This is a genomic window from Microcystis sp. M144S2, assembly GCF_020246065.1.
GTDB lineage: Bacteria > Cyanobacteriota > Cyanobacteriia > Cyanobacteriales > Microcystaceae > Microcystis > Microcystis ichthyoblabe_A.
In genome coordinates, this window is sequence record NZ_JADBTR010000051.1 from 19,365 (window position 1) to 37,398 (window position 18,034).

An 18,034-nucleotide genomic window follows, 5' to 3' on the forward strand; every position below is an offset into this window, starting at 1 on the left:
AAATTACCAAGTATTCGGTTGAAAGTCGGCATCATTAATAATGGCCACCGTATCCCCGGAGGGTTTAATCACAAATAGACCTTTTTTATAAGCGTATCGATCGATCCCCTCGTTGATTTCAATTCCCGCCACCGCACCGTAAGCTTGATAGTTTTGATAATGGGGAAAAGCGATTTTAAAGCGGGTCAATTTTTCGATAAATTCATCCACATCATCTTTAGATAATCTAGATTTACATTCCACCACCACGAGATCGGTATCATCTACCGCTAGAATATCAATTTCCATGGCGATGCCCTGACGCTTGACTCTAGCGCGGGGATAAACTTCTTTAATATCGATACCTTTTTCCTGAAAAAGCCGTAAAACCGCCGGTTCTACCAATTCTTCCACAAATCGACCCCAGCGAGTGGTGAGACTATCTACCGCTTTGCTGGTTCGTTCTACGGTGCGTTTCAGTTCTGCCATCGAGCGATCGCTTTCTAGTTTAGATTCGGCCAGGAGGTTCTCTATTTCGACTCTATGGCGATCATATTCCGCCTTGGATTCGGCAACCAGGCGATCATATTCCGCCTTGGATTGGGCAGCCCGGCGATCATATTCCTCAGCCCGGCGATCATATTCCTCGGCGGAAGCGCGGAATAGCTGGTAAATATCCTCAAGAGTTACCGGTTCATTCATAGACGTGCCTCTAAAACACCCCTGATCATTTTAGCGATTCCGTCGAGAAGCCGGACGAGAGCCAGAGAGCAAAACGGAAAGAAATATTAAGAATTATTTAAAATACTTGACAAATGCGGGGTTTAGGGTGGTTTTTTTCTGGAATTTACCTAAAATATCGGATGAATGCCCCTGCAAGCGTGGTGTTTGATTGATGCCAATTCTAGCAGATAGCCTCCAGACCCTCTGACCAAGGCAGTCCTAGCCGCGATAACCACAGCACTCAACTTCCGCGAGAATGCTAATATAAAAAAGCTATTGGCTAATTTTTTCTTATTTTAACTCGCAATATGCTCCCGTCTAATCTCGATCGCATCGTCGAACGCCTCAAACGTCGTACCGATCCTAAGCAAAAATACGAACAATTACTAGCTTTTGCTAAAAAACTAGAACCAATACCAGAATCTGCCAAAATACCCGCTAATAAAGTTCATGGCTGTGTATCCCAAGTTTATATCACTGCCGACCTCGAAAATGGCCAGGTTTGGTACAAAGGCGATTCCGACGCGCAATTAGTCAAGGGTTTAGTTGCTTTGTTAATCGAGGGTTTAAATGGACTGACTCCCACAGAAATCCTGCAAGTCACCCCGGATTTTATCGAAGAAACCGGCTTAAAAGTCAGCCTTACTCCTTCCCGCGCCAACGGCTTTTATAATATTTTCCAATTAATGCAGAAAAAAGCTCTCGGTTTTCAGTTGGGAATGTCCGCTTAGATGTCTAGTTTTCTGGTTCCGGTTCCTTTGATTCGGGAATCTCGCAGTTTTGGAAACGAGTATCCACCAGCGAACGGGTACAACCCCAATTACTCGGTATTCCCGACGGCCAACCCATCCGCAAAGCTTCCGGACAGATGGCCATCACCGTTAACTGACAGTCAATTAATTGAAAACCCTCTTTCTCACACTGTTTGAGACTGTGTTTGAGAATAGAATCATTGTTAAATTCGATGGTTTTATTACACTGAATACAGACCAAATGATGATGGTGGTGCGGATAGGGTTGATTGAGTTCGTAGTGTTTATGACCCTCGGCCAATTCTAACTCCCGCAAAATTCCCATCCGCGACATTAGTTTAACACTGCGGTAAATCGTCGATAAACTAATTCCTTCCCCCCGTTTGTCCAGTAATTCCTGCAATTCCTCAGCACTGAGATGATTGCCTTTCGGTAAATTCTGGAAAACGTGCAGAATTTTCTCTCGCTGGGGAGTTAAGCGCCACCCCCGCGCGTTGAGTTCCGCTTTCAGGGAGGAAGCAGTGTAGGCAGACATAAGCGATCGACTCTCAATAAAAGCTATTTAATTGACAATGATAGTCGTTTCGGCGAGCCATTGGCAACAATTTTCAGTAGTTGAAAATTCTCCCCCCATTCAAGTATGAAAAATTACTATGAAATCCTGCAAATTCCCCGTAATGCCAGTAATAATCAGATAAAAGCCGCTTTTCGTCGTCTGGCCCGGCAATATCACCCCGATTATAATCCCAATGATCCAGAGGCAGGGGCAAAATTTCGCGAAACTGAACAAGCTTATCGGGTTTTGAGCGATAAAGACAAAAGAAAAGAGTATGATCGCAGTTTATCCCCAGAAATACCCACTTTTAACCGTAGTGCCGAGGATTTTTATCAACAGGGATGGCACTACGCTCAAGAGAAAAATTATCAACTAGCGATCGCATTTTACCAGCAAGCGATCGCAATTAATCCGCAATTTTGGCAGGCCTATCTGCAACGGGCGGAAGTTTACTACCATAATCAGCAGGATAGGCAAGTTTTAAGCGATTGTCGGCAAGTTTTGCAGTTAAAACCCGATTGTTCCCAAGCTTACTATTACCTCGGTTTATCCCGTCAACGACTCGGTTACACCCAATCCTCCCTAGAAGCTTATGGCAAAGCAATCGCCATTGACCCAGATAACCCCCAATTCTATTATCAAAGAGGATTGGCTCTAGAGGAACTCTCGGAACTGCCGGCAGCACGAAAAGATTTCCAAATAGCGGCCAAGAAATTCAAGCAACAGGGAAATTTTCGCCGCTATCATGCCATTGAAAATAAGTTAAGAGACTCTCAGAAAAGTTATCGACAACGGCAATCAATCAAGTGGTCAAAAACTATTTTTATTGTTTTTAATTTGCTGAAAATATCTTTTTTATCTTTGCTCAAACCCAAGACCGGTCTGGCAGAGGCTTTTTTAAAGTCCAACCGTAATCAGGCTTTAGCTACGGGGGTATTGGCGGCAATCATCAGCAGTGTTTTTATCACTTTGACTTGGCAAAACTGGACAGTTAAATCTGAGTTTTTACTGTTATTAGGCTGGGCAGTATTTCCTTTTATTATTCTGACTTTATCTAGTTGGTTAGGCAGAAAATTAAGTAATAAATATGGTAGTCTCACCGGCGATATATTTTTAGCTGGCCTGATAATTTTGCCCTTTTCCCTCGTCATTTGGCTCACTTCCTATTTATCCATAAATGGCGATATTATCGGCGCAATTATCGGTGTAACTGGCGGTTATCTAACCGGAATACTCTACTATGGTTATCGCCATTTATCCAATATTTCTTCGCCGATCTCTTTACTTTTAATCCCTTTTGTGCTAGGTTTCCTCACGGTTAATATCTGGGGAGTTTATTATTATCTCTAAATCTTCTGGGGTATTACAGTTAAATAAAATCTCGGAATTATCGATGATTAATTCCTCCACCACGGAGACATTTAACCATTTTTGAAAAGAAGTTCCCCCCTGCTTAATATAAGTCTGCAAAGATGCTAAACAACGACGATGATAGAAAGCACAGAGAGGTTCCCAACGATTGCCGCACCGAGGAACCAAAGCGATGGCGTTTTCTGGTACAGTGGCTAATAATCTTGACCATTCTTGCATAATTGAGGAGGTTAATAAAGGTAAATCGCAAGGGAGCAATAAAACCCAATCGGTTGATACAAAAGTTAATGCCAAGGCAAAGGCTAATAAAGGCCCCCTAGTGGGGAGAGGTTCCTTGATTATCCGGCAGTATTGGGGAATGATAAGTTCATAACGTTCTGGCCAAGGCGTGATCACAGACACTTGTACTGCACAATCTTGGGCAATTAAACAAGTATTCTCTAGAAAAGAGACACCCTGAAAAGATAACAAAGCTTTATCTCGTCCCATGCGGGAACTTTGCCCACCAGCCAGAATTAACGCCGTTAAAGCGGGAAAATCACTCATAATCACCAATTATATCGGAAAAAGACGATGATTAATCACGATCTTTTCGGCGATCGCAGATTAGACCAAATCCGTTTTTAATAGTAGGATTAACTCCCAATCTAACTTTAAAAACCCAATTGCAGGATTAAGGATAAACCACAGAGGCACAAAAAACACAAAGAAAAAGACAGAAAGAACAAGAGAGCCTACAAATCTAGGCAACTTGCTCAAACCTATGCTAGTCTCTTGACAATTAATAATGTCTCCCTAAATAAGCAATAGATGAATTCCCATTTAATCAAAGTTCCCTTTGTCGATTTGACTTGGCAAAATCAGCCCCTACAAGCAAAAATTGCCGAGGCAATCCAAACAGTTATCGACCGGGGAGATTTTGTTTTAGGCCAAGCTTTAGCCGAATTTGAAACCGCCTTCGCCCAAGCTTGCGGAGTCGAGTATGCTGTGGGAGTAGCTTCTGGCACTGCTGCTCTTGCCCTGGCTTTACAAGCTTACGGCATCGGTGCTGGGGATGAAGTGCTAGTCCCCGCTAATACTTTTGTCGCCACCCTCATGGGTGTTATTCAAGCGGGGGCCAAACCGATTTTAGTTGATTGTCACCTCGATACGGCCTTAATTGACCTCGCGGCGGCCGCCCAAAAAATTACCCCCAACACCCGCGCCATTCTCCCAGTACACCTGTACGGACAGATGGTATCACCCCAACAATTACAGGATTTTGCCCGCAGCTATAATCTGACTATCTTTGAAGATGCGGCCCAGGCCCATTTAGCCAGTAGAGAAGGTTATCGCGCCGGCAGCATCGGTGTGGCGGCGGGGTTTAGTTTTTATCCCAGTAAAAATTTAGGCGCTTTTGGCAATGGCGGGATGTTAGTGAGCAATGATCCTGAAATTAGCCAAAAAGCCCGCAGTTTAAGAAATTATGGCGCACCGAGCAAGTATTTTCACACTGATATCGGCACTAACAGCCGTTTAGACAGCATACAAGCCGCCATTTTAAACGTTAAATTACCCCATCTGGAAGGCTGGAATCGCTCCCGTCATCAAGCGGCAAGACAATACGACAGGCTTTTGGCTCCTTTAGCCGATAAGGGCATTTTACCCGTACGAGACGAAACCGAGACCGGCCATGTCTATCATCTCTACGTTATTCGCATTCTCCCCCATTGTCCCGTTGATCGCCAACAACTGCAAGAAAAATTAACTGCCGTCGGTATTCAAACTGGCATTCATTATCCGATTCCCTGTCATCTGCAACCGGCCTATCGCTACCTGGGTTATCAACAGGGAGACTTTCCTAATGCAGAGATTCTCTGTGAAGAAATTGTCTCTCTCCCCATGTACCCTGGTATCAGCGAGGAGCAAATTGCAATCGTAGTTGAACAGATTACTGCGATCATCGGGTAACATAAATTCAGAATTTGTCACTAAATCGCTCTGTCCTATGGGTATTAGTCCTTCCCTATCGCCCGTCTCCCACAAAAATCGGCAATCTTGGCTGATGATCGGTTTCTTGGCGGTTATCTATGGTCCGGTGATCTTTCACTGGTACGATGGTTGGCTGAATAAATCGATCAGCACCGAACACGAATACTTTAGCCACGGCTTGATCGGCCTTCCCTACGCCGCCTATATTGTCTGGCAGAATCGCAAAAAATGGCAACGCCTCGAAGATCGCTCCCACCCCCTCGGAGCGTTTTTGTTAACCCTAGGAGCAATTTTTTATCTCCTCGGCTCCTCCCTTTGGGTTAGTATGTCTTTCCCGATTATGTTAGCGGGAATCTGTCTCTGGTTAAAAGGAAAGGAAGGTTTTAAATTACAGGGATTTCCCCTACTTTTAACGGCTTTAGCGACTCCTAATCCTATCCCCTACCTGATTACTCCCTATACCTTACCCCTACAGGTTTTTATTGCCGCTTGCGCTGGTTTTATTCTCCAGCAAGCAGGCCTAGATGTCTCCGTTGACGGCGTTTATGTAGCGGTAGAAGGTCGGATGGTGGAAGTCGCTCCCTACTGTGCCGGGCTGAAAATGTTATTCACCAGTCTCTACGTCACGCTGCTGCTGCTCCATTGGACTGATACCATCGAAAACGGTCGTAAAACCCGCTTTATGCTCCTCAGTGCCTTTGGAATTAGTGTCGGAGCTAACATCGTTCGTAACGCGCTTTTAGCTTGGTTTCACGGCACAGGACAGGACGAAAACTTTAAATTACTCCACGATGGCTGGGGGGGCGATTTATACTCCGTCTTTATGTTATTACTCATCCTTTTGGTCTTCCAAATCATGCAGTATCGCGAGGTAGTCAGGAAACAGTCCCTAGCTCAAGAGGAAGGTAACAAGGGTGATTAGTCAAAAAATTCCGGCCGAGGTAAGTTTAGTGTTAGATAAAATCAAAAAAAAGCTACCGGGTAATTATTTACTGCTGTTGTGCTTGCTGCTGATTTTGATTTTAGGGGGTATCTTACCCAATTTAATTTCTGGCCAGTGGTCTTGGCTGGAGCAACCGAGAATCGGTAATATTCAGAAAATGCTGGCCCTACAAGAATCGGGAATCAAGTTCTCTGACCTGAAAACCACCGACCGGATCCAAGGTGAAATCGGTGAGGGAAAATGGTCGATACAAGTGGTGGAAAGTCCTGATGGCAAGAGGATAACCGTGCTTTTGAAGCCACAGATTTACTATAAAAATCAACCGGGGTTAGAATGGTCGGATATTGGTTCTATTAGTCGTTGGAATCAGGGGGAAACAACCGAGCTATCAATTCCCACCCAGTCAGGAGGAAAGGCCACTGCGCGATTCTATCGGGCTTGGACACAAAACACCTTTGCCGTGGTGCAGTGGTATGCTTGGCTAGGTGGTGGTCATTACGACCCCTCAGTGTGGTATTGGCTTGACCAATGGGCGCAATTAAAAAGACAGAGAGTACCTTGGATAGCCGTTTCCTTGATGATTCCCTTAGACCCGACAAAAGAACTGCAAACTCTCACCCCCTTTGCTCTCAATCTCGCCACGCAAGTGCAGAGTTACTTAGAACAAAATGTCTTAAGTCAATTAACTTCCGTGCCTCAGAGCAAAAAAGAAAAGTAATTTTTCTGCTGCTAACCATCTCTTTGAACAAACTAGCTCAAGGAACTTTTCTAGCCCTTAATAGCTGCTTTGTTCCTCTCCCACTAGATAACTCCCAGAAAATAAATTATCATCGTTAGAACCCAAAAATTGATAGAACTGTATGATTCCACCAATGCTCAACAAGTTTTTGCCAGTTAGTTTCTTCAGAACTGGGGTTATAGCCTTATCAGGGTTGAGCCTGACAGGGTTCTTATGGGTAATTCACTCCGAGAGCCTCAAGGCCCAGGGTCCTTTGTCCATACCCCAGACTCAACCCGGAACTGGGTTGGAATTTTTACCCCCCGAACCGCCTAATCCCACCTTTCCTGAAAACACGATTCCCCCCGCTGGCTACAGTCCTCCGGTTTACTCTCCCAATAATCCCCAATCCCGACAAATTCAGGCCTATCGACTCGATATCGGCGATCAAATTACTGTCTCGGTTCCCGATTTTCCCGAATTTAATTCCACGGGGCCAGTGGATCCTGATGGGAATTTTCTGGTGCCGATTTTAGGGCGTATTCCGGTACTTGGCTTGACTTTAGACGAAGTGCAAACTAAAATCCGCCTCGAATTGGGGCGAAAATACTTGCGGGAGGAACCAGAAGTCATTGCTGTTTTAACCACTGCCCGTCCCGTCCAGTTGACCATTCTGGGAGAGGTACAGCGACCGGGGTTTTATAGTATTGCTCCTAATACTTCCCTAGCACAGGTAATTTTGGCGGCGGGTGGTGGCACTCCTAGATCAGATCTGCGTTCGATCCTTGTCCGTCGGGTTTTAGTCGATGGTACAGTGTTAGAGGAGAAACTTGACCTTTATACTCCCTTAGTTAAAGGGGAACCCTTGCCAGATCTGCGTCTGCAAGGAGGTGATGCCGTGATTGTTTCCAAGTTAGAAGTCGGCCAAGAGACGGGATATAATCGCACCCTAGTGGCTAAAACCACCCTCGCCCAGCAGAATATCACCATCAGGGTTTTAGCTCCCTCAATTCCTTCGGGAATTTCCCTGAGAAATGTTTCGATTCCTAATGGCAGTACCTTCCTCGATGTGGTGGCTAGTTTACCGGTTTCTGATCGTCTGCGGATTAATGTCAATGAAGTGTCCCTGCTACGTTTTGACAGTGTCAAAGGGGGAATTGTTAGTCAAACTTTGAGTCCGATAGCGGCAGTTAGGGGAGACATCTCCCAAAATGTCCCCTTAGAAGATCAGGACGTAATTATCGTCACCCGCACCCTGTTAGGGGAGATTTTCGCCGCTTTTAATATTATTACCCAACCCATCCGGGATATTTCCAGTTTTACCAATACAATTCTCGACATTAGCAATCAATTCGATAACTTCCGATAATTGACGGGCAACTCGCTCGTCTCACTCCTTAACACAACTTCATAAGCTAGGATTTCAAGGCCGAGAATAACTCTTGACCGCTAGAATGTAAAAAATCTGGGAATATATTAAAAAGCTATGGCTGCACCAATTGTTAAACGATTTCTCATCTCGCTAGATCAGAACAAATTTGTCGGAATATTCGTCTTCCTCGTCTGTTTAGGCGGTTCTGCGATCTTTGCTCTTCTCCCCGATCCGGAGAAACCCCCTACCTTTTATCGGGCGGTAGGACAACTAGCCTATCGGGTGCCGCCGCCCGCTTTTACCAGTACGGGAACCCAACTGCAAGAACAAGGGCGGGCTATCGATCGCGATTTACTGCTATCTCCCCGGGTATTGATCAATACAGCCCAAAAATTGCAATTTAATCAAGAACAGATCGTTAAAATTCGCGATCAAGATTTAAAAATTACCTTCCCGGGTGAAGCGGAGGGACAAAACAATAATGCCAATCGGCCTACAACAACCGACCAACCCCAAGAGGTGCTTTTAGAGTTAACAGCCGATTCCCAGACCAAGGCGGAGTTAATTCTCGAAACCTTGATGAAGGAAATGGTGGAATACAGTCGCTGGATTAATACTTCCCAGTTACGCGCCCGCATAGAAGCTCTCAGTGTTCGGCTTAACGAAGTCCAAAAAGATTTAACCAGAGCCGAAGAAAAGTTTTATCGCTACATTAGTACCCAGGGTTCAGATTTATTGGCGATTCAAGATGGGAGTTTATTCACCGCTATCACCAGTAGTCAACAGCAACAGCGAGAAATTCGCCTAGCACTGCAAGGTATTCAAGGACAAATTGATAGTCTGAGTAAACAACTCGATTTAACCCCCGATCAGGCTTACACATCCTCGGCCCTTAGTGCCGACCCGATTATTGCCAGTATCCGAGCGCAGATCTTGGACACAGAAGCCCAATTGGAGCGACTAGAGAAGGATTTACGTCCTGAACATCCCACCGTAGTTAAATTACGTAAACAACAGGAAGTTAACGAGTCTCTCTTACAAAAAAGGGCCGCCGAGGTGATCGGAAAAGATGGTGTCCTGACCGCTATTCCCAGCAATCGCATCCGTCAGCAAAGTAATCTCGATACGGCCCGTCAACAACTAGCGGGTCAATTAGTCACCCTGCAAACTCAGCGCGAGGGTTTACTGAAACAATTAGAATCCTTAGTGACTCAGGAACAGCAATTGCGCTCCCAATACGAGAGATTCCCCGATAAACAGCTACAGCAAGCTCGTTTAACCCAAGCCGTCGCCTTTCAACGGGGTATCTACGAGAATATTCTCAATTCTCTGGTGGATGCTCAGGCCGCAGAAGCGGAAACCGTGGGTAGTCTCACCGTCGCCCAACCGCCAGTTGCTGAACCGATCGAACAGGTGTTTAACCGCAAGAATCGTACCTTGATTCTCTTGGCGGGTGCTGGTTTGGGAACTTTAGCTGGATTGGGTACGATCCTGCTGTTAGCAGTAATCGATGATCGCCTGCACAGTCCGCAAGAATTGCGGGAGGCTTTGATTAGTCGGGATATACTCCTCTTGGGACAATTGCCGATTGTCCGGAATTTAGAGGGTGAGGAAATCGAGCCGATTCTCGTCGATGCTGATGCCAATTATCTCCCCTACTACGAACGTTTACGCAGTACCCTGCGACGCATTGGCAGCAGCGAAACGGTGAAAGTGGTTGTTATCACCAGTATTACTGGTGAAGAAGGTAAAACCGCCACTGCCTACAATCTGGCGATCGCTGCAGCTTTAGCGGGGCGACGGACTCTGTTAGTAGAAGGAGATCTGAGAAGTCTTTCCAAAGCCGAAAAAATCGGAGTCATTCCCGATCCTAATTCTTTCTCAGAACCCCTACTGTACTACGGGGCAAAAAGTAAATCGATCCGTCTGGCCCCAAATATTGAAAACCTTTCCATTTTGCCTAGTCCCGGTCCGCAAAAACAAGCGGCAGCTATCATTGAATCGAGCGAATTACAATTAATTCTCAAAGATTCTCGCGGCCGTTTCGATCTGGTGATTGTCGATACTCCTTCCCTGTCTAGCTGTAATGATGCGCTGCTCTTAGAAGAACTAGCGGACGGAATTATTCTGGTAACGCGCCCGGCCATAACTCGTTCTAGTCTCTTGAGTGAAGCAACTGACCAGTTAATAGAAGCGGAAGTGAAAATTTTAGGGGCGGTGATTAACTACGTCGATATAACAATGACTCTCAAAACCGCCGAACCAGAACTGCCAGCTTTGATAGTTCCCTCAACACAGGGACAAACAGAGGTGGAGGAAGTGAAAGTGGAGGTGTAAACGCGGTTACATTTGACAAAATCTTCTGGCTCGATCGAATTGTGGTTCTTGCCAAGAAAAAGCAAAATGACTGATCCCATCTATGGTGGGAAAAGCTATCCGAATCGCTTCCATTTGCACTTCTAAGGAGGGACGATTGTTATAGGGTTGTCCCCATAAACCCGCTAAAGCTGGGATAACAGGAGTTTGATTTCCCTTGCTTGCCACTACTCTTTTGATCTGATTAACTATACAGGTAGTATCGTTACAATTAGCGTAGGACATGGGATGCCATTCTAGGGAAGCGGGAAAACTATCCCAAGCTTGTAAACGGGAATCAAAACCTTGATTACCCACCAGACGATTACCATCGGGAAAAAACACTGCCCCGGCGGGAATTCCCTGACGTTCCACTAGGGCAGAAAAATAACTAATATAATCAATGACACCTTGGGCAGCATGGGCAACCGCTAGGAACCAAAGTTCTAATTTGAGACGATCAAAACGGCTTTTAACTGATTGTTTCATCTCCTCTTCTAAAGGGATTCTTCCTTGCCAAAGAGGGGCAGTTTCTTGGGGATAAAGGCGATCGGCTTCGACGATATCATCGGGGGAAATTTTCCCGCGAGTCAGATAGCGATCGATTAAAAATTTGCCCTTATTATTCAATCCTCGATTAATTAAAGCTTGTCGGGATGCCGGACTAAAAATCCATAAATCTTTGACATCATCAGCAACGGAATCGACTCCCGTTCCTCTGGGATAGCGAATATAATCAAATAAAACTCCATCGGGACGACGTTGTAAAATGGCTTCTAGGAGAATTAAATAATCCTGTCGCGCTTGATTACTGTAGGGATCGACAAAAGTTTGGGATCGATCATCGACAAAAGAGGTGCTATCCTGTCCTTTACCATTGCGTGCCAACACCTCCTGTCGATCGGGTTTCAAGCTATAAGCATAGCCAAAATTGAGGCTAAATAACCAAGCATAAACCTTTAAACCGCGTTTATGTCCCTGTTCGATCGCCTGTGCTAATAAATCCACATTTCCGGCACTGGAATTTTTAATGACGCTATCCCAAACGGTGGGATTATTGTTAGGAGGTAATAGGACTTGACCATCGGCAAAAACTTCCAGATAAACTGTATTATAACCTTTGGCCACGATGCGATCGAGGATACTTTCTATCGATCCTGGACGGGTATCACAGGAGTAGAGACGTAACCAGATCGCCTGTTCCTGTAACCAATGTCGGGAACGACAAAAGCGCAATTGTTCAGCATATTTCTGTACTAAAATGTTATATTCTTGGGGGGAAGTTTGACGCAGATTTTCTTGTTGTTGGATTTCTGATTCGGACAGTTGACAATTATCATTGACAGCGAGACTAGAGTTAATCCCTAGAGGACTAATCCAGAGAATTGTAGCAAGGAAACAAGATAGCGATCGCAGATAATTAACTTTCTTTAACATAGTTGTTCACAGCGTTTGCTATTTTTTATTGTTTTTATTTTCAGATAAATAGCCATTTTTCAGGAGAAAAGCGCTCAGAGCAGTGGGAAAGTCTGGATATTTGCCGATCACTGTACTTTCGCCATAGATATCTAGTCCCCAATCGGAGTTTTTATCGTAATTAGTGAGAAGAAATTGCCAAACTTCTTCGCATTCTCCTAGGAGAATTTTTTGAGCCACATAACCAGCCAAAATGCCATTAACTTCAGCTTTTTCTTTTTTAGCTAACTGAAAGGCTTTCAGCATTGCTGCTAAAGTTTTTCTTAATTCTTGAGGATATTTTCTAGTGACATCTGCTAATTTACCCTGTTGAAAACTATAAATTCTCGAGGGAGGAAAAGAGGCGGCGTAGGAACTAAAAGCATATAAAAAAGCATTATCAACGGTGACAAATTCATAATTATTATCTCCATCTAAATCTTCAAAGGAACCACCACTACCATCTAAAAACCCCGTTTCTTCTCTAATAAATTTATCTTTTTGCCAAGTATAAATTACCAAAGATGTGCAGCAGTGAGCGCCGCCGCTATAGGTGGAGACAATAATCTCATCGATGCCATTATTATCTAAATCTCTCAATTCGACATAGCCAGAACCAAAGGCACTATACTCGCTATTTTCCTGATAAAGTTGCTCATTATAAAAGATTTTATAAGAAACATTATTAACATCAGAATTGTCATCAACTCTCTCATTTAGGTCGATGGGGTGATAGCTAACTTGCACCTTAATTTTCCCCGATTTAATCACTTGATTTCTTAGGGGTTGACCGGTATCAAAATCCAGTTTAGTCACGGCTAAACTCGCGGCTGCATTGCCCAAAAATTGAGATAATAAGCAGCAAATAAAGCAAGTTTTGCTAATATCCATCGGCTAATTCCCAGAGAGAGATTAATATCAGTGTAAGTAGCTGGTTATAATTAAATTTAAAATGGATTTTAGGTTCGATCCCCCCTAGCCCCCCTTGATAAGGGGGGAAGCCGAAGGCGGGGGGATCCCCCTTATTAAGGGGGGAATCTGAAAGTTTTTAATACCCACCTACTTATCTTACTTATTTTTACCGACAATCAGCCGTTAACTTTTCGAGAAAAACTATCTATTGCAAAGTTTTAACGCTCAAAACTTGGGGGGGGGTGGCATCGGGGGGATAGAGAAAATCGAGATTAATGTCGCGTCTGGCTCCAGGGGGAAGTTCCACCTGTACTAAAGCTTCTCCCTGTTGTCCTTCCCGTTGAACGAGATGGAAAAAACGTTCCTCGGTGCGTCCCAGTTCGTTACGATAGGTAACGCGCACTGCACCCCGGAAAAATACCGGTCCCTGGACGGGTTCAACAAATAACAAGCGATCGAGATAATTGTCTTCTTTAATTGGGGTTTGAATACTCAAAGCCACCACCTGGGTTTTGCTAGTGTTGTTATATAGAGGTAAAGTCAGATAGTAGTGAACACCGTAGTTACCGTGAGCTTTGAAAGCCGTATCGGGATAACGCACTAACATGGGGGCGCTTTGAATTTGTCTGGTTCCGAAAGTAGCTGCTGTCACCGTACTTAAAGGATAGGCAAAAGCTTGACCGGGTTGAGGAATGGTGAGATTAATTCCCCCTTTGGGATCGACAATGCGGGTTGCCCATTCCGAACCGACAGAAATTCCGGCGACGCGACCATAAAAATTTCTTCTTCCGGGGGACCATTGATCGGGGGGAGTGGGGGGAAAATCGCGAGGAGCGGCTAAATCACCTCTAACTAATAGGGTACGCCATTCCTCTAGGGTAGGGGGACGAAAGGTTTCTATTTCCCGATCTTCAATTTTGACTTTTTGGGGAACTTCGTAGAGGGCTAAATTGGCCATATAGACAGGACCATCGCTGTAGAGACGGAGGAGGGTCGAGCGGGCGCTACTTCTGGGGATAATCAGATCGAAGATCATCCGACTTTGGCCGGGGGGAATGACGATCTGGGTGGGAAATTGGGTATCATGGCGACGACGCATGATATCGCTGGCTAAACGGGAACCAGGACCAGAAAAAACCCGGCCGTTGGGATCTTCCACCAGAGAGGGTAAATCGACAAAAGGGGCATCAGCGGAGGTAACGTAACTGACTCCTTGCAGGATGCGGATAACGAGGTTTCTGGAGGTGGGATTAGTAACGATCAGGCCCTGGTGTAAGTCGCGATCGGGATCGGTTTGACGGGCGATGTGGTGGGTGAAAACATCAAAACGTCCTTGTAGGGGATGATTGAGATGGGCGACGGGAAAACGTTTTCCTTTGCCGGGGAAAGTGGAGAGGAGAATTCCCTCTTTTTCTACGATTTCGGGACTATTGCTATTAAAAACTAGAACGTCATTCAATTGACCGGGCAACTGACGCACTTGCTGATATTGGGTGACTAATTTCCTCTCTATCTGGGGCAGAACCGAGGCGGACTGAGCTAAAAGAATAGTGGGTAAGAAAGAAAGCATAGAGATTCTATATTTATAGGATCTAATTAAGGGTGAGTCGATGGAGAGATGAAGTTATACAACAATATAGGCGAGTCTGTCCCGGCGATCGATAAAGAATCTTAATATATTTTTAAGGTCTGATCAAGTCCTGTCAGGGGTGATGTGAGCTAGGGCGGTTTTTCGGGTGAGCAAGGGAGAAAAACCCTTGCTATTGCCGATTTTAACCGTTAAGTTGACAATGACCCGTAACTGCTCATCCTAGCTTTAAATTTCGCCGCGAATTTCCTCAACTATGCCATCTCTAAGGACGAGTTCCACATTCATTTTGGCTACTAAGTTATCGCCTTTTTCGACGCGGAAAAAGCTTTCTAGTTGTGCTTGGGCGACTTCTTGATTGAGTTCCAAGAGTTGTACCTGTTGCAGTTGTTGCAGATACTGGTTTTTTTGTTCGAGAAACTCACTTTTCTGTTGATTGACTTGGATTTGAATATTGTCAATCTGTTGGGCAGCCGCGGGGGGTAAGGGGATCAGACTCTGACGCTGAATTTCGGCGATCGCTCTTTGTCCTTGGCTTTCTAATTGTTGAATTTGTGCGTCAATTTGCACCATTTGTGCTTGTAATTGCTGTTGTGCTTCTTCTTTCCAGCGGGGGGTCACGATGACTTTAATTGTCACCGGGCGCTTCAGTAATAAACTGGTTTGTGCGTCATCCATGATTTGCTTATCCTAAAAAGGTTTTTTTGTCAAGGGTTTAGGGAATATTTGCCAGAAATATTTACTTGGCAAACATCTCGTTAATCATATCGCGATAGCGTTGCGTTACTACCGGTCGTTTAATCTTTAAAGTTTGGGTCATCATGCCGTTTTCTAGGGAAAAAGGCTCTAAAATTAACTCAAAGGTTTTAATCTGGTCATCGGTACGATAACCGGGCCGATTTCTCACCTCGCGCTTTAATTCTTGTTGGTAGAGAGCTAAGACTTTTTTGCTGTAGAGATCGCTAGAAAGAATCGTTGAGCGATCGCTGTGAGCATCGGGTAAATTTAAGGATAGTTTCTGTTCTTGGGCCCAATTGGCCAGTATATCAAGATTAGGCACAATCAAAGCCCCCAAAGCTTTTTGATCCTGTCCCACTAGCATGATTTGGGAGATAAAGGGACTGCGTAAACAAGCATCTTCAATCGGTTGCGGTTCGATATTTTCACCATTGCTCAAAACAATTGTATCTTTGGCCCGTCCGGTTAAGACTAAATCCCCGGCAGCGGTTAACCAACCAATATCACCGCTATCAAACCAACCATCGGGAGAAATCGCTTTTTCGGTTGCTTCGGGTTTTTTATAGTACCCCTGCATCACCTGCGGACCGCGAATCAAGACTAAACCGTGTTTTTCTGTCGGTAAGACTTCTTTGCTGTGTAAATCGACAATACAGATTTCTGTCTGAAAGACGGGACGACCGGCAGACCCGCGCAGGTTATGATCGATACGACGGACGGTAGCGACGGGAGAAGTTTCTGTCAGTCCATAACCAACTAAAATCGGGATTCCCGCAATCTCATAGAAAGTATCTAGATGTCTGGCTAAGGAACCACCGCCACTAACCAAGATTTTAACTTTATTTCCCACTGCTTGGCGAATTTTGCCATAAACTAGCTTGTCACCGATGGCATGGAGGGGATAGAGTAAGAGGGATTGAATTCTTGCTTTTAGTCTTTCTCCGGGGGAAGCGTGAAGATGATCTAGACTGAGATTATCAGCGATACGTTTAGCAATAACGTAATTTTCCGACTTTTCTAGCAAAAATCGCACTAATTTCTGTTTTGTGGCCGATTGTTCGCTAAATTGCTTTTGGATACCCTCGTAAAGAGATTCCCAAAGACGGGGAACTCCCACCATTAATTGCGGACTAAATTGCTTTAAATCCTGCTTAAAAGTGCGAATACTGGTATAAATCTGGGTGCAACCTTGAGCTAGACTGAAATACTCACAACTGCGCTCGTAGGAATGCCATGAAGGTAGTATACTTAAAACTCGATCGCCTGGATCCGGTTGAAAGATAGCATTTAAGTTGCGTACCTGATGCAGCAGATTGCCATGACTTAACATCACCCCTTTTGGTTGTCCCGTCGTTCCCGATGTGTAGATGAGGGTAGCCAGATCATTTTCGCTCTTGGTGATGGGTTTAAGGGTGTTCTCAGCCCCGATCGCCATTAGTTGCTTGAAATTTAAGGTCTGCACGGAAATCGCCCCAGTAGCGGGGTCTTCGTCGGTGAGCAGCACGATTAATTTTAGGGGCAATTCAGGGATTTTCGCCAGCAATTTGCCTAAAGTTTTGTTATTTTCGACAATCAGCGTCTGACTGTCACTATCGGCCAGAATATAGGCTAATTCCTCTGCATCTGCTTGAGCAGATCGTACCGCATTGGCGGCCCCAGCTGCCATGGAACCTTGGTCGGCAATAAACCACCGGGGACTATTATCGGCAAATAAAGCGACATTTTCGGTTTCTGTGACTCCTAATGCTTGTAAAGCGGCGGCAAATTGCTGAATTTGTTGATAAAGTTCCCGATAGGTGATAATTACTTCTGGTTTACTGTGGGGATCGTGCAGGGCGATAATATTGGGGAAACGCTGGGCAACTATTGACCAAACTTCGGGTAAAGATTGAATATTTGAATAGTCAATTAGGGTTGTCATAGCAGTAGTTATAGAGAGTTACAAGGGTAATAGCATATAGATTAACCATTCTAGGCTCTTTTTGCTGGTTCTCCTAGACACTATTTCAACAGGTATCTAGTCCTGCAAAGTTAATTTCCTAGTTGAGACTGGGAGAGAGGAGACTTTTCGGTTATCGGTGAAAGGTGAACGGTAATCAGGGAATGTACTGTTACTTAATACTGCTTACTGATTACGGAAAAGGCTAACGGCTTAGATGTATAATTAATTTTGCTTAGGTACTTAATTAGTTGTAACTAGCAGAAAAAACGATGATTGCTTTATCTAACTATAATAATCTCACTCCAGAAGAATATCTTCAGTTTGAAGAAACCAGTCCCATTAAACATGAATATATCGATGGACAAGTTTACGCCATGGCAGGGACGACGGATACTCATAATATTGTTTCGGGGAATATATACACAATTATTCGTAATCATTTGCGGGGTGCCAATTGTCGGGTTTATTTTGCCGATGTGAAAGTCAGATTAGAGAAACGCAATCACTTTTATTATCCTGATATTCTTGTCACCTGCGATGACAGAGATAGAGAAACTGCTACCTACAAAAGTTTTCCTAAATTGATTATCGAAGTTCTCTCCGATTCTACAGAAGCTTTTGACAGGGGGGATAAATTTAATGATTATCAAACTCTAGAA

Annotated in this window: 16 protein-coding genes; 8 read left to right on the top strand and 8 right to left on the bottom strand. The window is 44.6% G+C overall.

Annotated features, from left to right (window positions below):
* Nucleotides 1–3: 3 nt before the first annotated feature.
* Nucleotides 4–681 (bottom strand): DUF3782 domain-containing protein, encoded by a 678-nt coding sequence (locus tag IM462_RS07010; protein WP_287704080.1) that lies wholly within the window; start codon nt 679–681, stop codon nt 4–6.
* Nucleotides 682–1,010: 329 nt separating this feature from the next.
* On the opposite strand from IM462_RS07010, the gene IM462_RS07015 reads away from it, so the two are divergent.
* Nucleotides 1,011–1,433 carry a SufE family protein gene (locus IM462_RS07015; protein ID WP_046663438.1) on the top strand — a complete coding sequence of 141 codons (423 nt, stop codon included), beginning with the start codon at nt 1,011–1,013 and terminating at the stop codon, nt 1,431–1,433.
* A 4-nt stretch (nt 1,434–1,437) separates the two neighbouring features.
* Here IM462_RS07015 and IM462_RS07020 read toward each other — a convergent pair whose 3' ends face one another.
* Complete coding sequence (locus tag IM462_RS07020) at nt 1,438–1,989, bottom strand: ferric uptake regulation protein (protein ID WP_002737956.1); 552 nt, start codon at nt 1,987–1,989, stop codon at nt 1,438–1,440.
* Nucleotides 1,990–2,094: 105 nt separating this feature from the next.
* Between IM462_RS07020 and IM462_RS07025 the strand changes: the two genes are divergently transcribed.
* Complete coding sequence (locus tag IM462_RS07025) at nt 2,095–3,360, top strand: DnaJ domain-containing protein (RefSeq protein ID WP_287704082.1); 1,266 nt, start codon at nt 2,095–2,097, stop codon at nt 3,358–3,360.
* On the opposite strand, the gene IM462_RS07030 is transcribed toward IM462_RS07025, so the two are convergent.
* Entirely contained in the window at nt 3,313–3,927 is a 615-nt protein-coding gene (locus IM462_RS07030) for a molybdenum cofactor guanylyltransferase (RefSeq protein WP_287704084.1), read from the bottom strand. The genes IM462_RS07025 and IM462_RS07030 overlap by 48 nt on opposite strands.
* Before the next feature lie 264 nt (nt 3,928–4,191).
* On the opposite strand from IM462_RS07030, the gene IM462_RS07035 reads away from it, so the two are divergent.
* The 5 genes from IM462_RS07035 (at nt 4,192) to IM462_RS07055 (ending at nt 10,722) form a co-directional block, all read left to right on the top strand.
* Entirely contained in the window at nt 4,192–5,331 is a 1,140-nt protein-coding gene (locus IM462_RS07035; protein ID WP_287704086.1) for a DegT/DnrJ/EryC1/StrS family aminotransferase, read from the top strand.
* A 37-nt stretch (nt 5,332–5,368) separates the two neighbouring features.
* Complete coding sequence (gene crtB / locus IM462_RS07040) at nt 5,369–6,274, top strand: cyanoexosortase B (protein WP_287704087.1); 906 nt, start codon at nt 5,369–5,371, stop codon at nt 6,272–6,274.
* Nucleotides 6,267–7,013, top strand: a complete 747-nt coding sequence (locus IM462_RS07045; protein WP_287704088.1) for a cyanoexosortase B system-associated protein — start codon at nt 6,267–6,269, stop codon at nt 7,011–7,013. Before crtB ends, IM462_RS07045 begins: the two co-directional genes overlap by 8 nt.
* A gap of 154 nt (nt 7,014–7,167) precedes the next feature.
* The gene (locus IM462_RS07050; RefSeq protein ID WP_287704101.1) at nt 7,168–8,382 is read left to right on the top strand and encodes a polysaccharide biosynthesis/export family protein; all 1,215 of its coding nucleotides are present in this window, start codon (nt 7,168–7,170) and stop codon (nt 8,380–8,382) included.
* A 117-nt stretch (nt 8,383–8,499) separates the two neighbouring features.
* A complete protein-coding gene (locus IM462_RS07055; RefSeq protein ID WP_287704090.1) occupies nt 8,500–10,722 on the top strand; it encodes a GumC family protein in 2,223 nt (740 codons plus the stop codon).
* A gap of 6 nt (nt 10,723–10,728) precedes the next feature.
* Here IM462_RS07055 and IM462_RS07060 read toward each other — a convergent pair whose 3' ends face one another.
* From IM462_RS07060 to IM462_RS07080, 5 genes are all read right to left on the bottom strand, one after another.
* A complete protein-coding gene (locus IM462_RS07060; protein ID WP_287704091.1) occupies nt 10,729–12,177 on the bottom strand; it encodes a family 10 glycosylhydrolase in 1,449 nt (482 codons plus the stop codon).
* Between the two features lie 18 nt (nt 12,178–12,195).
* Nucleotides 12,196–13,086: a hypothetical protein gene (locus tag IM462_RS07065; protein WP_287704093.1), complete on the bottom strand. Its 891-nt coding sequence runs from the start codon at nt 13,084–13,086 to the stop codon at nt 12,196–12,198.
* A gap of 226 nt (nt 13,087–13,312) precedes the next feature.
* Nucleotides 13,313–14,677, bottom strand: coding sequence for a DUF3370 domain-containing protein (locus tag IM462_RS07070; RefSeq protein WP_287704095.1), 1,365 nt, complete (start codon nt 14,675–14,677; stop codon nt 13,313–13,315).
* A 246-nt stretch (nt 14,678–14,923) separates the two neighbouring features.
* Entirely contained in the window at nt 14,924–15,373 is a 450-nt protein-coding gene (locus tag IM462_RS07075; RefSeq protein WP_002782037.1) for a YlqD family protein, read from the bottom strand.
* A gap of 61 nt (nt 15,374–15,434) precedes the next feature.
* Entirely contained in the window at nt 15,435–17,354 is a 1,920-nt protein-coding gene (locus IM462_RS07080) for a long-chain fatty acid--CoA ligase (RefSeq protein WP_287704097.1), read from the bottom strand.
* A 290-nt stretch (nt 17,355–17,644) separates the two neighbouring features.
* Here IM462_RS07080 and IM462_RS07085 point away from each other — a divergent pair.
* Nucleotides 17,645–18,034: Uma2 family endonuclease (locus IM462_RS07085; protein ID WP_287704099.1), on the top strand; the 390-nt coding region annotated here is incomplete at its 3' end.

Excerpts from the sequence above, each read along its gene's own strand:
- IM462_RS07080 (WP_287704097.1), bottom strand. The coding sequence starts at position 17,354 with ATGACAACCCTAATTGACTATTCAAATATTCAATCTTTACCCGAAGTT.
- IM462_RS07075 (WP_002782037.1), bottom strand. The coding sequence starts at position 15,373 with ATGGATGACGCACAAACCAGTTTATTACTGAAGCGCCCGGTGACAATT.
- IM462_RS07020 (WP_002737956.1), bottom strand. The coding sequence starts at position 1,989 with ATGTCTGCCTACACTGCTTCCTCCCTGAAAGCGGAACTCAACGCGCGG.
- IM462_RS07035 (WP_287704086.1), top strand. The coding sequence starts at position 4,192 with ATGAATTCCCATTTAATCAAAGTTCCCTTTGTCGATTTGACTTGGCAA.
- IM462_RS07065 (WP_287704093.1), bottom strand. The coding sequence starts at position 13,086 with ATGGATATTAGCAAAACTTGCTTTATTTGCTGCTTATTATCTCAATTT.
- IM462_RS07070 (WP_287704095.1), bottom strand. The coding sequence starts at position 14,677 with ATGCTTTCTTTCTTACCCACTATTCTTTTAGCTCAGTCCGCCTCGGTT.
- IM462_RS07025 (WP_287704082.1), top strand. The coding sequence starts at position 2,095 with ATGAAAAATTACTATGAAATCCTGCAAATTCCCCGTAATGCCAGTAAT.
- IM462_RS07010 (WP_287704080.1), bottom strand. The coding sequence starts at position 681 with ATGAATGAACCGGTAACTCTTGAGGATATTTACCAGCTATTCCGCGCT.
- IM462_RS07050 (WP_287704101.1), top strand. The coding sequence starts at position 7,168 with ATGCTCAACAAGTTTTTGCCAGTTAGTTTCTTCAGAACTGGGGTTATA.
- IM462_RS07015 (WP_046663438.1), top strand. The coding sequence starts at position 1,011 with ATGCTCCCGTCTAATCTCGATCGCATCGTCGAACGCCTCAAACGTCGT.
- IM462_RS07060 (WP_287704091.1), bottom strand. The coding sequence starts at position 12,177 with ATGTTAAAGAAAGTTAATTATCTGCGATCGCTATCTTGTTTCCTTGCT.
- IM462_RS07055 (WP_287704090.1), top strand. The coding sequence starts at position 8,500 with ATGGCTGCACCAATTGTTAAACGATTTCTCATCTCGCTAGATCAGAAC.
- crtB (WP_287704087.1), top strand. The coding sequence starts at position 5,369 with ATGGGTATTAGTCCTTCCCTATCGCCCGTCTCCCACAAAAATCGGCAA.
- IM462_RS07030 (WP_287704084.1), bottom strand. The coding sequence starts at position 3,927 with ATGAGTGATTTTCCCGCTTTAACGGCGTTAATTCTGGCTGGTGGGCAA.